14 protein-coding genes are annotated in these 14,828 nt (G+C 59.7%); 8 read left to right on the top strand and 6 right to left on the bottom strand.

Features of this window, described 5'->3' with window-relative positions; genetic code table 11:
• Window positions 1–176: 176 nt before the first annotated feature.
• A complete protein-coding gene (gene recA / locus F617_RS0124520; RefSeq protein ID WP_003516062.1) occupies window positions 177–1,268 on the bottom strand; it encodes a recombinase RecA in 1,092 nt (363 codons plus the stop codon).
• A 246-nt stretch (window positions 1,269–1,514) separates the two neighbouring features.
• Between recA and F617_RS0124515 the strand changes: the two genes are divergently transcribed.
• Both F617_RS0124515 and F617_RS0124510 read left to right on the top strand, forming a co-directional pair.
• On the top strand, window positions 1,515–2,456 hold the full coding sequence (locus tag F617_RS0124515; RefSeq protein WP_019567076.1) for a carbohydrate kinase family protein: 942 nt from the start codon (window positions 1,515–1,517) through the stop codon (window positions 2,454–2,456).
• A gap of 32 nt (window positions 2,457–2,488) precedes the next feature.
• Window positions 2,489–3,412 (top strand): pseudouridine-5'-phosphate glycosidase, encoded by a 924-nt coding sequence (locus tag F617_RS0124510; RefSeq protein ID WP_003516064.1) that lies wholly within the window; start codon window positions 2,489–2,491, stop codon window positions 3,410–3,412.
• Between the two features lie 199 nt (window positions 3,413–3,611).
• On the opposite strand, the gene F617_RS0124505 is transcribed toward F617_RS0124510, so the two are convergent.
• Entirely contained in the window at window positions 3,612–5,831 is a 2,220-nt protein-coding gene (locus F617_RS0124505) for an OmpA family protein (RefSeq protein WP_019567075.1), read from the bottom strand.
• Between the two features lie 341 nt (window positions 5,832–6,172).
• On the opposite strand from F617_RS0124505, the gene F617_RS0124500 reads away from it, so the two are divergent.
• The 5 genes from F617_RS0124500 (at window position 6,173) to F617_RS0124480 (ending at window position 10,034) form a co-directional block, all read left to right on the top strand.
• Window positions 6,173–6,946 (top strand): ABC transporter substrate-binding protein, encoded by a 774-nt coding sequence (locus tag F617_RS0124500; protein WP_003516066.1) that lies wholly within the window; start codon window positions 6,173–6,175, stop codon window positions 6,944–6,946.
• A 113-nt stretch (window positions 6,947–7,059) separates the two neighbouring features.
• Window positions 7,060–7,863 (top strand): ABC transporter permease, encoded by an 804-nt coding sequence (locus tag F617_RS0124495; RefSeq protein ID WP_003516067.1) that lies wholly within the window; start codon window positions 7,060–7,062, stop codon window positions 7,861–7,863.
• The gene (locus F617_RS0124490) at window positions 7,860–8,690 is read left to right on the top strand and encodes an ABC transporter permease (RefSeq protein ID WP_003516068.1); all 831 of its coding nucleotides are present in this window, start codon (window positions 7,860–7,862) and stop codon (window positions 8,688–8,690) included. Before F617_RS0124495 ends, F617_RS0124490 begins: the two co-directional genes overlap by 4 nt.
• Window positions 8,691–8,858: 168 nt before the next feature.
• Window positions 8,859–9,125, top strand: coding sequence for an usg protein (locus F617_RS0124485; protein WP_003516070.1), 267 nt, complete (start codon window positions 8,859–8,861; stop codon window positions 9,123–9,125).
• A gap of 84 nt (window positions 9,126–9,209) precedes the next feature.
• Window positions 9,210–10,034, top strand: coding sequence for a class I SAM-dependent methyltransferase (locus F617_RS0124480; protein WP_019567074.1), 825 nt, complete (start codon window positions 9,210–9,212; stop codon window positions 10,032–10,034).
• A 95-nt stretch (window positions 10,035–10,129) separates the two neighbouring features.
• Here the strand turns inward: F617_RS0124480 and F617_RS0124475 are convergent, their stop codons facing one another.
• From F617_RS0124475 to F617_RS0124460, 4 genes are all read right to left on the bottom strand, one after another.
• Entirely contained in the window at window positions 10,130–11,095 is a 966-nt protein-coding gene (locus F617_RS0124475) for an aliphatic sulfonate ABC transporter substrate-binding protein (RefSeq protein WP_026331054.1), read from the bottom strand.
• Window positions 11,096–11,386: 291 nt separating this feature from the next.
• The gene (locus tag F617_RS0124470; protein ID WP_003507846.1) at window positions 11,387–11,875 is read right to left on the bottom strand and encodes an Lrp/AsnC family transcriptional regulator; all 489 of its coding nucleotides are present in this window, start codon (window positions 11,873–11,875) and stop codon (window positions 11,387–11,389) included.
• A 70-nt stretch (window positions 11,876–11,945) separates the two neighbouring features.
• Entirely contained in the window at window positions 11,946–12,590 is a 645-nt protein-coding gene (locus F617_RS0124465; RefSeq protein WP_162803600.1) for a uracil-DNA glycosylase family protein, read from the bottom strand.
• Window positions 12,583–13,176, bottom strand: coding sequence for a thermonuclease family protein (locus F617_RS0124460; protein WP_019567071.1), 594 nt, complete (start codon window positions 13,174–13,176; stop codon window positions 12,583–12,585). Before F617_RS0124460 ends, F617_RS0124465 begins: the two co-directional genes overlap by 8 nt.
• Before the next feature lie 108 nt (window positions 13,177–13,284).
• On the opposite strand from F617_RS0124460, the gene pdhS2 reads away from it, so the two are divergent.
• Window positions 13,285–14,820, top strand: coding sequence for a two-component system sensor histidine kinase PdhS2 (gene pdhS2, locus F617_RS0124455; protein WP_019567070.1), 1,536 nt, complete (start codon window positions 13,285–13,287; stop codon window positions 14,818–14,820).
• The last annotated feature ends 8 nt before the right edge of the window (window positions 14,821–14,828 follow it).

Below are 14,828 nucleotides of genomic sequence, written 5' to 3'. Positions count from 1 at the left end.
CTTGCAAAATCAAAGGCTTTTATCGTCCGCATCCTGCCCTGTCCAGCCATGGAGGCGCACCAAGGCGTCTAGGCAAAGAAAAAGGGCCACGCGAGGAAAATCGCGCGACCCTTTTGATCCATACCGGCTCATGCCGGCAAAGCCACCGGACGCGAACGCCCGTACCTTCGAATGCATCAGCCCTCGTCGGGACCGTCGTCGCTTTCGCCGGCTTCCGGGCCGCCATTCTGCAGGAACCGATCGGCGATCAGACCGGCGTTCTGGCGCAGCGCCAGTTCGATCTCGCTTGCCATTTCCGGATTGTCGCGCAGGAAGGTCTTGGCATTTTCACGCCCCTGCCCCAAACGCTGGCTGTTATAGGAGAACCATGCACCGGATTTCTCGACGATACCGGCTTTCACGCCGAGATCGACAAGCTCGCCGGTCTTGGAAACGCCTTCGCCATACATGATGTCGAATTCCACCTGCTTGAAAGGCGGTGCCATCTTGTTCTTGACGACCTTGACGCGGGTCTGGTTGCCGACAACCTCTTCACGCTCCTTGACGGCGCCGATACGGCGAATGTCGAGACGCACCGAGGCGTAGAATTTAAGCGCATTACCGCCCGTCGTCGTTTCCGGCGAACCGAACATGACGCCGATCTTCATGCGGATCTGGTTGATGAAGATCACCATGCACTTCGACTTGGAGATCGAGGCGGTCAGCTTGCGCAGCGCCTGGCTCATCAGACGTGCCTGAAGGCCTGGCAGGCTGTCGCCCATCTCGCCTTCGATTTCGGCACGCGGCGTCAGCGCCGCAACCGAGTCCACCACCAGAATGTCGACGGCACCGGAGCGCACCAGCGTATCGGTGATTTCAAGCGCCTGCTCGCCCGTATCCGGCTGCGAGATCAGAAGGTTCTGCAAATCCACACCGAGCTTGCGGGCATAGACCGGATCGAGCGCGTGCTCGGCATCCACGAAGGCGCAGATGCCGCCCTTTTTCTGGGCTTCCGCGATCGTCTGCAACGCAAGCGTCGTCTTACCGGAGCTTTCCGGGCCGTAAATCTCAACGATACGCCCCTTCGGCAAACCGCCGATACCGAGCGCTATATCCAGGCTGAGAGAACCCGTCGAAATGGTCTCTACTTCAACCACGTTTTCATTGGAACCGAGCTTCATGATCGATCCCTTGCCGAACGACCGTTCGATCTGGGAGAGCGCCGCTTCCAGTGCCTTGCTTTTATCCACCGATTTATCCTCTACGAGACGCAAAGAATTTTGTGCCATCCGATCCACCTTTAGGTTATTGAAGCCGCACAGGCAATGAAGCAGTATGGAAATAGGATGTACTCTATTTGTTCTCATATCGCAAGGCGCAGCCAGCATATTGAAAACAAATAGCGATAAGTCGTTTGTTCTGCTTTCGTTTTTCCGTGTCCGGCCTATCGCTGCTGACCGGATGTGAAGGGGAACAAACAGAAGATTGGGACGAATCGTCCACCTTTTCCATCCGCGAAAGAGGGAAACACAAGCGTGAAGAAAATACTCGTTCTGGGCGGCGCGCATATAGACAGGCGCGGCATGATCGAGACTGAAACGGCGCCCGGCGCCAGCAATCCTGGCTCATGGATGGAAGAGGCTGGCGGCGGCGGTTTCAATGCGGCGCGCAATCTTTCGCGGCTCGGCTTTGCCGTCCGTATCATCGCACCGCGCGGCGGCGACGTGACCGGCGAAGCGGTGGCGGAGGCAGCAAGGCAGGCGGGCGTGGAAGATACGCCCTTCGTTTTCCTCGATCGCCGCACGCCAAGCTACACCGCCATTCTGGAGCGCGACGGCAATCTTGTCATCGCACTTGCGGATATGGACCTTTACAAGCTGTTTTCGCCGCGCCGACTCAAAGTTCGCGCGGTGCGTGAAGCGATTACCGCGAGCGACCTTCTGCTTTGCGATGCCAATCTGCCGGAGGATACGTTGGAGGCGCTCGGTCTCATTGCCCGCGCCTGCCAAAAGCCGCTCGCGGCCATCGCCATTTCGCCCGCCAAGGCGGTGAAGCTGAAGGACATGCTCGCCGATATCGACATTCTCTTCATGAACGAGGCAGAGGCGCGCGCGCTGACCGGACAGACGGCAGACAATGTTCGCGACTGGCCGGGCATTCTCCGCAGGGCAGGCCTTGCCGGCGGCGTCATCACCCGTGGCGCAAGCGAAGTGGTAGCCTTCAACGCGACGCAAACCGCAAGCCTCCACCCACCCATCATCCGCGAGGTGAAAGACGTAACCGGCGCCGGAGACGCCATGGCGTCAGGTTATCTCGCGGCGATTACGGAGGGCAAAGCCATCACTGAGGCCCTGCGATTGGGTGCCGCGGCGGCCGCCATCACCGTGCAATCGCCTTTCGCCACCGCCCAAGACCTGTCAAAAGACAGTGTCGAGACCATGTTGGGGCTTGTCCCCAAGGCCGAAATGCTGGCATGAACCCGTTTTTTTTATAGTCTGGAACAAACAGAATGACCCGCCCCATCTCCCCGCTCCTGCCCATCGTCTATTCGCAAGAGGTTGCCGCTGCCAAACAGCGCGGCGCGCCGATCGTCGCGCTGGAATCGACCATCATCACCCACGGCATGCCCTATCCCGGCAATATCGAGATGGCTGAAGGCGTCGAACAGATCATCCGCGATCAGGGAGCCGTTCCGGCAACCATCGCCGTCATTCACGGCACGCTGCATATCGGCCTCGAGAAGGAGCAGCTCGAAGCGCTTGCCCAGACCACCGACGCCATGAAGGTCTCGCGCGCCGATATTGCCTTTGCGATTGCCGAGCGCCGCACCGGTGCCACGACAGTGGCAGCCACCATGATTGCCGCTGCCCGCGCCGGCATCCGCGTTTTCGCCACCGGCGGCATCGGCGGTGTACACAAGGGCGCGGAGGAGACCTTCGATATTTCCGCCGATCTGACCGAGCTTGCCAAAACCGGCGTGATCGTCGTCTGCGCCGGCGCCAAGGCCATTCTTGACATCCCTAAGACGCTGGAAGTTCTCGAAACCAACGGCGTGCCTGTCGTGACTTTCGGTTCGGAAGAGTTCCCGGCTTTCTGGTCGCGTTCTTCGGGCCTTCCCAGCCCGCTGTCGCTCAACAGCCCTGCAGCCATCGCCAATTTCCAGACGACCCGCGAACAGCTCGGCATCGATGGCGGTATGCTGATTGCCAATCCCGTGCCGGAAGAGGACGAAATTCCGCGCGAGGAGATGGAAATCTACATCAATCGCGCCATTTCCCACGCCGAGCGCGAGGACATCACCGGCAAGGCCGTAACGCCCTTCCTGCTCGGCGATATCTTCCGCCTGACCGACGGCCGCAGCCTCGCGACCAATATCGCGCTGGTACGCAACAATGCCCAGCTCGCAGCAGAGATTGCTGTGGCGCTTAACTAAGCGTTAGAGGCTGGATTATCCTCAAATTTGAGGGTGATGGCAGGGTGAGAATCCCAGTCATGCAGGACTTGATCACGCCGGACCCCGGATCTGGTCCGGAGTTACGGATAATGTGTCGGCCTGGGAACTTTGCTACCAATAAAAAAGCCCGGAAAGCTTCGCGCTTTCCGGGCTTTCATTTTTCAGTTCCTGAACCTTATCAGTTCTGGGCGACCGGTCTTACCAGCGGTGTCACGCGGCGGATGGTGACGCGGCGGTTCTGCTGTTCCGGGCCGAGTGTCTGAACCTTCAGGTAACGCTCGCCGTAGCCTTGCGTCGCCAGGTTTTCCGGCGGAATGCCGTAAACATCGGTCAGGACATTGGCGACGGAAGCGGCACGCTCGTCGGAAAGAACGAGGTTGCTTTCATCCGAACCAACGGCATCGGTGTGGCCTTCGATCAGGAAGGTTTCCGCCGGGTTCTTTGCCAGCGCCTTGTTGATCGCATCCGCTACTTTCCGCAGCGAACGGGCCTGCGCCATCGGAATATCAGCGCTTCCAGTGGCAAATGTGATCGTATCGAGGTCGATACGGCGCACCTTGTCGCGGATACGGGCCGAATAACGCACTTCATCCAGCGAGTAGACACGCTCCACAGGCTCGACCGGCGGCTGCTCCAGGAAGCGGTAATAATCGCGGTCCGGATCGCTCGACGTGTCGATGATGTAGTCACGAACCGGAATGCGCAGACGCATCGGCGGCAGGTCGAGGCCGGGATCGCGATAGACATATTCACGGTCCGGTTCGTCCATCAGCTCCGGTGCATAGAACAGCACATATTCCCGGCCACGGTCATCGATGCGCGAACGCTGGATGACGTCGCCATAGCGGTTGCGGATCGTCACCACCTGCGTGCCGTCGCGACGCTCGACGGTCTCGCGGACACGTCCGCCGGGCAGGCGCTCGTAATAGGGCTCGCCGCCATCGCGGATGAAGCGCTGATTGTCGTCGCCGCGCACAACCACGCGGTCGCCAAACTGCAGGATGATCGGCGCATCGCGATCCTGATCGCGCCGGCCGCCTTCGCGCGGCTGCCATTCCCGGGCACCTTCCGGCCGGTCATATTGCGGACGGCGGTCGACACGCTCGCCCTGCTGAGAGGTAATCGCCTCCATCTTCACGGGCGGCGGAGCCTTGCCTCCGGCAGCACCGGCGCGCTGCGCTTCGGCGTCGGAAGTCGGCACCTTCACGTCACCGGCCTGCTCACGCTCGCGGCGGCGTTGCTCGCGTGCCTGATTGTTACCGGAGCGCTCCACTTCCTTGTCGCTGTCGAGAACGGCGGCACCCTTGTCGACGGGCAGAATGACGGTGTCGGCAGTCTTGGACGGGTCCTTGGCGATAGCCTTGGCCTTGTCCAGTTCCTGCTTCGTCGTCGGAGGCGCTTCCGTCTGCGGAATGGCGACCTGATTCGGAACGGCTTCGCCGGCAGGCGCCTGTCCTGTCGTGGCACCGCTTGGCGGCGGAGGTGTCGGAGTACCCGGCAGCGGCGCTGCAGGCTCCGTCTTGCCCTGGCCTTCTACTGGCTGCTTTTCAGAAGGCTGCTGGCCGGGCGCAGGATTGGGCTGAGCTTCCGGAGCCGGTGGCCGTGCCGGTGTCGGCGCTTCCGTTGGAATAGGAGCCTCCTTTACAGCTGGCTCAGGAGCCGCCGGCTTTTTCTCCGGAACGGCCTTTTCGGCGGGTTCCGATTTCGGTTCCGGTGCTGGAGCCTTTTCCTCTACCGGCTTTTTCTCGGCGGCGGGCTCGCGCTGTTTCGCCGGCTGCTCGGTATTTTCAGGGCGTGCGGCTGGCTGTTCGGCCGCCGGCTCCGGCTTGCGCGGACGTGCGGGGCGTTGCTCGCCCTCGCCTGCCGGCTGCTCGGCTCTAGCCGGTTTGCGCGGCCGTTCCTGCGGCTGCTGCTCGGCGGGTGCAGGTGCGGCTTCGGGCTCAGGCTGCGGGCGCTGCTTGCGGGCGGGTGGCTGTTCAGCTGGCGCCGGTTCCGGTTGGGCTTCGCGCTGCTGCTGCCGTTTCGGTTCTGGCTGAGGCTCGCGTTGCGGCTCGGGCTGAGCTTCACGCTTGGGTTCAGGACGCGGTTCGGCCGGTGCAGCTTCAGCCTTCGGCTGTTCGCGCTGCGGTTCCGGAGCCTGCTCCTGCTTTTTCGGCTCTGGCTCTGGCTTCGGCTGCGCCTCTTCTGCTTGCTGGCGTTGCTTGCGCAGCAGCTCTTCCGGGTTTTGCTCCTCCGCCTGCGGCTGCGCCTGCGCCAATATCACCGGGGCCTGTGCCTGGGGCATTTGCGTTTGCGTCCGTGCGGCGCCGGCATAACCGGCGGCGGCCGGCTCCACCGCGATCGCCAGCGACATGAGGGGGAAAACCACCCCCGTCAGCAATGTGTTCTTCTTCAGCATCGGTGCTTCCTCATCTGCCAATCGTTGTACGCCGCTTATGCCGCGACATTGTGAATCCGGCCGCGCGTGCAGGCGCTGGTCAACGCCTTGCATACGCTTAGGTTCCCATGATGACCAAAGCGTTCTGTACCGGAAATGAACAGATCAAGGCCATTTCGTGAAAGCTCCGCGACGAAAAAGAGGGCGCTAATATTGCAGTTGCATTTTTTGACCAACCGGACGAATAATTGCCGCGCGCTGAAGGCCACGAATGGCAACCCGTTCTGTTGCGCCTGCGCTCACGACGTCCGCACTGAAAACAACAACAGACTGCGGATGAACGACCAAAAGAGAGGATCGAAATGCCTATTTCCACCCGTCTGCTCGCAGCCGTATCGATTGCCGCCATCTCCCTGTTTTCCGGCGCGGCCCTCGCGCAGGACAAGATCGTCATCGGCACGGAAGGCGCCTACCCGCCCTTCAACAATCTGGAAGCCGACGGTACGTTGACCGGCTTCGACATCGACATCGCCAAGGCGCTGTGCGTCGAAATGAAGGCTGAATGCACCTTCGTCACCAATGACTGGGACGGCATCATCCCCGCCCTGCAGGCAAAGAAGTTCGACGCCATCATCGCGTCCATGTCGATCACGCCGGAGCGTCTCCAGAAGGTCGATTTCTCGAAGAAATATTACAACACCCCGCCGGCAATCGCCGTACCGAAGGATTCGCCGATCAAGTCCGTCGACGACCTGAAGGGCAAGTCGCTCGGCGCGCAGGGTTCCACGACCCACTCCAACTATGCCGAAAAGCACTTCCCGGGTTCAGACCTGAAAATGTACCCGACCGCCGACGAATATAAGCTCGACATCGCCAACGGCCGCATCGACGCCGTCATCGATGATATCGTCGTCCTGTCGGAGTGGCTGAAATCGGATGCAGGCAAGTGCTGCAAGATCCTGACGCCGCTTCCGGTGGATGTCGAGATCAACGGCAATGGTGCAGGCGTAGCCGTTCGCAAGGGCGATACGGCGCTCGCCGATAAGTTCACGGCTGCCATCGCCGGCATCCGCGCCAACGGCAAGTACCAGGAAATCAACAAGAAATACTTCGATTTCGACGTTTACGGCCAGTAAGCGGCGCGTCGCCTGTTGAAATCTGGTGGCGGAAGGCTTGCCCTTCCGCCATTTTTGTTTGAAAACGTAACCATAACAATCACGGCGGCTTAAGACCGCGGGGGAAAACTGGCATGAGCGGAGCATTTTCCGCCATAGGTGCGTTCTGGACCTATGTCTCGACACTTCTCGACCCTTTCTGTGGGCCGGTTGGTCTCTTCACGCTTTTCGGAAACGGCACCCTCGTCACCTGTGGCGATGCCGGCTGGGGCGACGAAATCGCCTTCGGCGTCAAGGTCACGATCTCGCTGGCGCTCGCCACCCTGCCCGTCGGGCTTGTGATCGGTTTCCTCATTGCGCTCGCCGCGCAATCGGAAGAAAAATCGCTGCGGCTGGCGGCCGGTGTTTATACCACCATCTTCCGTGGCCTGCCGGAACTCCTGACGCTGTTCATCGTCTATTACGGCATACAGATGCTGCTGCAATCGGCCGCCGGTTATGTCGGGATAACCGGCCCGGTAGAGATCAACGCCTTCGTGGCGGGCATGGTCGCGCTGTCAGTGGTGTTTTCGTCCTATTCCTCGGAAGTGTTGCTATCCGCCTTCAAGGCCATCCCAAAGGGCCAATATGAGGCGGGCCATGCACTCGGCCTCTCGCGCGGCCACACCATGGTGCTTGTCATCATTCCGCAGCTGGTCAGGATCGCCCTGCCCGGCATGACCAACCTTTGGGTCATCCTTCTCAAGGATACCTCTTACGTCTCGATCATCGGCCTTGCCGATATCGTGCGCCAGACCGGCATCGCTGCCCGCGTCAGCAAGGAAGCCTTCTTCTTCTACGGCATCGCCTGTCTGCTCTACCTCATCCTCGCTCTGCTCTCCTCCATCGGCATCGGCTTCATCGATCGCTGGTCACGCAAGTCGGAGGCAAGCCGATGAGCCATGTTCAGGAACTCATTCCGCCGCGCCCCGCGCCGGTCGCCACAGACAAGCCCCTCAACATATCGCGCGTCGTCGGCATCGCCGTCATAACGCTCTGGCTGCTGCTGGCCGCCGGGCTGATCTTTGCGATGATCGAAGGCTGGGACTGGGCGAAATTCGAACGTTACGGGCCGCGTTACATCGATGGCCTCATCACCACCATTACGCTGGTTGGCAGTTCGATCATCCTCGGCGCACTTCTCTCGGTGCCGATCGCCTTCGCCCGCATGTCGGAAAATCGCGTCATCAGCGCGCTGGCCTATGCCTATGTCTACGTTTTTCGCAGCACGCCGCTGCTGGCTCAGCTTTTCCTGATCTATTACGGCCTCGGCAGTTTCCGTCAGGGGCTGGAAACCGTTGGCCTGTGGTGGTTCTTCCGTGAGGCCTGGTATTGCGGCCTCTTGTCGCTCACCCTCAACACCGCCGCCTATCAGGCCGAAATTCTGAGGGGCGCGATCCGAAGCGTGCCACGCGGCCAGATTGAAGGTGCCGCCTCGCTCGGCCTGTCGAAATTCATCACCTTCCGCAAGGTCATTCTGCCGCAGGCCCTCATCGTGGCGCTGCGCCCCTACGGCAACGAGATCATCCTGATGATCAAGGGTTCGGCAGTGGTCTCCATCGTCACGGTCTTCGACCTGATGGGACAGACGCGCTACGCCTTCTCCCGCACATTCGATTATCAGGCCTATCTCTGGGCGGCGATCTTCTACCTGACGATCGTCGAGACGCTCCGGCATGTCTGGGCATGGCTCGAAGCCCGCCTGACGCGCCATCTCAAGCGCTAGGGACACCGTTGGCAGCACTCAACAGAGAAGACTGCCAACATTTTGAAAAATATAACTATTTTGTGACAACCCAGACCTTTGGCAAGGTTGGGTTAACCCTGTCGTGTTCCCATATCAGATACAGCGACAACGCTGTGATCGGCAATCATGAGAACGGGAACAGCCGACATGAACAAGGAAATGGAAATGATGCTGAGGGGCTACGGCCTCACCACCGCCCAGATTTTTTATCGCATGCCGGACCATCCGCTGGTTCTCCAGACCTATGTCTGGCAGGACTATGATCTCGCCCCGGATTTCCCCGAAATGCACGGTTTCCTCAAATTCTGGCAGGAAAAGCTAGACGGTCCGTTGCACTCGGTCCGCTATGTGCACCGGCAGGTGATCTCGGCGCAGGAATGGCGCGCACTGAAAGGAGAGTTCATTCTCCACTGAGGCCCATCGCCACATAAGCATTGCGCCCGTCCGTCTTGCGGCTTACAGCAGACTTCAACTGAAGATGCTGACGGATACCGCACGATGACGAAGAACCAGAAAATTGACGAAGAGGCGCTTGCCGAAGCCTATAACCGCGCGCTCGCGCTTGAAAAAGCCGGCGATGTTGACGCGGCGGTGAAGGCCTATGAAGAGGTTCTGGCCATCGACCCGGACGATCATGGCGGCGCAGCCGTTCGCATCGCCGCCATGGGCCGCGGCGAACCGCCTTCCAAAGCGCCCGACGCCTATGTCGAAACCCTGTTCGACCAGCACGCCGAAGCCTTCGAGGATATTCTTGTCGAACAGCTCGGTTATGCAGTGCCGATGATGGTGCGCCAGCGCCTGCAAACGCTCGATCTCGGCCCCTTCAAGCGCCTGCTCGATCTCGGCTGCGGCACCGGCCTCACCGGCGAAGCGCTGCGCGACATGGCTGATGACATCACCGGCATCGACATTTCCGAAAACATGGTCGAGATCGCCCACGAGAAGGACCTCTACGAGACGCTCTATGTCGCCGAAGCCGAGGACTTTCTCGAAGACAATGACGACGAGCCCTTCGACATCATCACCGCAACCGATGTGCTGCCCTATCTCGGCGCGCTGGAACCGCTGTTTTTCGGCGCCGCTGAAAACCTCGTCCCTGGTGGCCTGCTGATCTTCTCGTCGGAAACGCTGCCCGAGGCAACCATGGCCGGACGCCGCTATATGGTCGGCCCGCACCAGCGTTTCGCCCACGCCGAAACCTATGTTCGGGAAAGACTGGCAGCGACCGGTTTCGACATAGTCGAAGTCACCGACATTAACGTGCGCATGCAGGACGGCAACCCCACACCCGGCCATCTGGTGATTGCCAGGCTCAAGGGCTGAGGCAGAGGCAAGCGCTCCTGACATGGAGCGCTTGCCTGAATCAATCTCTCAGCAACAACAGCCAGACGATTGAAGAGACTCAGCTTTCGCCCGGCTCAACTCGCTTTCGGACGCCAGACGATATCGGTAACCTTGAGTTTCTTCGGCACGATTTTCAGATCGTAGAACTCGTCGGCCAGCGCCTGCTGATAGCTGATGGCCTCATCCGAAACCAGCGAGACACGCCCCAGATCCGCTCCCGGACGCGTCAGCGACACCTTGGTGACATCCTGCGGGACGCCGGTTATCGCCGCCAGCAATTTTGCAGTCTCATCGATATTGGCCTGAGCCTTTGCGCCGACGCTTGCGAGTTCCCTGAGGAGCAGCGGCACGAGGTCGGGATTGCTTTCCACGAAGTCGCCATTGGCGAGGAAATAGCTCCAGGGATCGACAATACCTTCGGCAGTCGCGAGAACTCGTGTCGTCGGCTCCTTTTCCGCCACGGCAAAATAAGGATCCCAGATCGACCAGGCATCGATGCTGCCGCTGCGGAAAGCGGCCGCCGCATCCGGCGGGGCAAGGTCGATGGATGTTATGTCGTTCAGCGTCAGACCGGCCTTTCGCAATGCTTTGACAGTAACGTTATGGGCGCTGGAGCCGCGCTTGAAAGCCACCTTCTTGCCCTTGAGGTCGGCCAGCGTCTTCAGCGGCGAATCCTTCTGCACAAGGATTGCCGATCCGCCGGCAGCGCCCTTGTAAGTTCCCACATAGCGCAGATTGCCACCGGCAGCCTGCGCGAAAAGTGGCGGCACATCGCCCGTCGGTCCGATATCCAGCGCACCTGCGCCCAACGCTTCAAGAAGCGGCGGCCCGGAGGAGAACTCCGACCATTTGACCTCAATGCCGCGATCCTTCAACAGCGCTTCAAGCGCGCCCTGGCTCTTTGCCAACGCGATCACGCCATTCTTCTGCCAGCCGATCCGTAATGTGGTGGTCGCGGCTCCAGCCCGCCGGATATGCGGCAGGAACGCCGCCCCCGTTGCACCTGCAATCAGTCCCAATGTTCCGCGTCGTGTGAGCATGTGGATATCCTTCGCTGTTGCCATCATCAGATATACAAAGCGTAGATATTCGAGTGATTTTATCAAAATCCCACTTTGCGCGGCACGAGTGCAAAGAGAATTGAATGTGCGAATTTGCCGTCGCAGGCGGAATAAGATTGCCTGGCCGCCTCGGCACGCCAGGAGTGTGCATTCCCCGGACAACCGCCAGATGGCCGACTTGAGTGCTTGCGGAAAAGCAAACTGCGCAACGAAAAATGCCCTCCCCGGCAGCCGGAAAGGGCATTGTTCAAAAAGCCTGATCAGCCGGGGTCATTCCTCGCCGGATTTGGGATTATCCAGCAGCATGTAATCGAGCGGCAGTTCCGTCGTATATTTGATCTGTTCCATCGCAAAGGCAGACGACACGTCACGAATTTCGATCTTGGCGATCATCCGCTTGTAAAAGGCATCGTAGGCCGCGATGTCAGGCACTACAACGCGCAGCAGATAATCGACATCGCCGCTCATGCGGTAAAACTCGACGACTTCGGGGAACTCGGACACCACCTCGGAAAACCGCTTCAGCCATTCGATGGAATGGGAGGCAGTGCGGATGGAGACGAAAACGGTGACCTTGGTGTTGACCTTGACCGGATCCAGCAGCGCCACGCGCCGGCGGATGACACCGTCCTCTTCCATCTTCTGGATACGCCGCCAACAGGGCGTCGTGGAAAGGCCGACCTTTTTCGCCAGATCAGCGACAGCCAGCGTGGAATCCTCTTGCAGAATGCGCAAAATCTTACGGTCTAGGCGATCCAATGCGTCTACCCTCCTGAATTAATTTCCTTTCAATACACTAATTTTTAGAGAAAAACAGAAAATTGTTTCACTAAAGTCGCATTTCCACATGTTCTCGCAGAACAGGAAGCAGCTCCTCGGTAAACCACGGATTCTTCTTCAGCCAGCCGGTGTTGCGCCAGCTTGGATGCGGCAGCGGCAAAATGGCCGGTCCCGAATTTGAATGAAAATAGCTGCGCCAGTCGTACACGGTCTCGGTCATGGTTTTCCGCCGTCTTTCGCCGAGATGAAAGGCCTGGGCATATTGACCGATGGCAAGGACCAGCTCCACCTGCGGCATCGCCGCCAGCACCTTCTCCCGCCACTGCGGCGCACATTCGCGTCGAGGCGGCAGGTCACTGCCCTTGTCGTCATAGCCGGGGAAACAGAACCCCATGGGCACAATAGCGAAGCGGTCCGGATCGTAGAATGTCTCACGATCAACATTCAGCCACTGGCGCAGCCGGTCGCCGGAGGCATCGTTGAAAGGCACACCCGTTTCATGCACGCGAAGCCCGGGCGCCTGCCCTGCAATCAGGATACGCGCCTTGGTCGACATCACGACCACCGGTCGGGGTTCGTGCGGCAGGCGTCCGTAGGTTGGGGTGTCGCGACAGATGCGACAGAGGGTAATCGCGCCCCGCAGCCCGTCCAACCCGTCGTCATTCATCCGCAGGGCTCGATCCGCCTCAGCCATGATTCCATCCCAGAAGATGACGGATGATGGTGAGGAAACCCGCCGCGGGCGTTTGCAAATCCGCTGCGCGATGTTCGCGCCGCCACTCCGCCGGTCTTTCGAATTCTCCGGCCCATATGCCGCGAGCTTCCTTGCGCGCCAGCGCCTGTTCGCCGGAGAACTGGAAATAACCTGAAGCGATGGCAAAACCCGACACCACCATTTCCGAGGACACGTCCCGGTCTCCCGCCGAGCAATAGACCAGCAGACGTCCGTAACGGTCCCTGGAACTGCCGGAACAGGAAAAGGTCGTGCCTTCGATCATCTGTTGCAGAACGCGGCGCGCCTCCGCGCCGCATGGCCAGGTTTCGCTGCCGCGCCGGCACGTCTGCGAAAGCTCCGGCGCATCGATGCCGAGCAGCCGGAACCGGTCCTCGCCCTTTGAAAGCGTATCGCCATCGATCACAAAGAAACGGCCGGTATGGGTCTCGCTATTGATCTGATCGAGCTTGGCGGCAATCAGAATGCCGAGAAAAACGGTGGCAAGGAAAAGCCCGCCGTCGCGAAACGTCGAGAAAAAGCCGCGCCTGCCTCCATTTCGTCTCATGTCACAACAAACCCTTGTCAGAAATGGCAAACAAATCCTTTCACGGCAGCATCTTCTTAAGATTTTGTGCGTAGCCTGCAAAGGGTTCATGTCACCTGCGTTGTAACAATGAGTAAAAGCGTCAGCACGTCCACCGATAAGATCATCGTCGACCGTTCACGAAAGCACCGTAACAAGGCTGTTTTCGACACGGTGAAGACGACGCGTGAACGCTTGCAGCAAGGCGCTGGCGGCAGCGAAGCCTATGAACGTGAAATGCTGACGATGCACATCGCAGAAGCCCTTCAGGGCGCGATGGTCATGCCGCTTTTCATCGTATTCGCCTCTATCATCGGTTTGTATATCACGGGTGACATAGGGCTGATCATCTGGTCGCTCATTGCGCTGAGTTTCCATGCCATGTCTCTGGTGCTGGCCAAAAGAGCCGCCAAACAGGGGATCACGGCCGAAAATCTGCCGAAGTGGCGCAATCTCTTCCTTGCCATGCAGATCCTCATCGGTTGCGCCTGGGCAATGTTCGCCTTGGCCGAACCGGTGCGCAACAACCCGGCACTCGTTCTTTTCTTCAAGGGCGCGACGCTGCTGATCGCGCTTTCGCTTACCGCTATGGCCAATTTCATGCTGCGGCGGGCCACCTTCATGACCTTCCTGCCGGTGCTGGCGGCGCTGTGCGTCACCTCCGTCGTCTCCCGCGATCCCTTCGATGTTGGCCTCGCCCTGATGTTCGGCATGGCGATTCTTTTCTGTCATCGCATCACCAGCAGGCTTTACCAGACCAGCATCAAGCTGCTGTCGTCGCAGACTGAAAAAGATGATCTGATCGCCGAACTCGAAGTCGCCAACTCGATGTCGGATGAGGCGCGGCGGCGTGCGGAAGAGGCCAATCTGGCGAAATCGCGCTTTCTCGCCTCCATGTCGCACGAGCTGCGAACCCCGCTCAACGCCATTCTCGGCTTCTCCGAAGTCATGTCAGCAGAGGTGCTCGGTCCGCTCAACAATCCGCTCTATAAGGAATATTCCGGCGACATCCACCGTTCCGGCCAGCATCTGCTCGACCTTATCAACGAAATCCTCGACCTGTCGCGTATCGAGGCCGGCCGCTACGACCTCAATGAGGAAGCGGTCTCGATGCTTGAGATCGCCGAAGATTGCATCGGCATGATCCAGCTTCGCGCCCGCGCCAAGACCATCAGGATTTCGCAGCAGTTCGAGAGCAGCCTGCCGCAGGTCTGGGCGGATGAAAAATCGATCCGCCAGGTCATCCTCAACCTGCTCTCCAACGCCGTCAAATTCACCCCGCAGGGCGGTGAAATACTCGTGAAGGCAGGCTGGACGGCGGGTGGCGGGCAATATGTGTCGATCAAGGACAACGGCCCCGGCATTCCAGAGGAAGAGATCCCCGTGGTGCTGTCGGCCTTCGGTCAGGGATCGATCGCGATCAAAAGCGCCGAACAGGGAACCGGGCTCGGCCTGCCCATCGTTCAGGCCATCCTTGCCAAGCATGACGGCCAGTTCATCCTGAAATCGAAATTGCGTGAAGGCACCGAAGGCATCGCCATCCTGCCGGCAAAACGCGTGCTGCAAAGCCTGCCAGCCGTGGAGGAAACCCACGCCATCCAGCCACGCCGCCGGTCCTTCGCCTAAGCGTCAAA

Source organism: Agrobacterium sp. 10MFCol1.1, assembly GCF_000381165.1.
Classification (GTDB): domain Bacteria; phylum Pseudomonadota; class Alphaproteobacteria; order Rhizobiales; family Rhizobiaceae; genus Agrobacterium; species Agrobacterium tumefaciens.
Note: the sequence above shows the minus strand (reverse complement) of the source record. Positions and strands in the feature narration are given on the sequence as shown.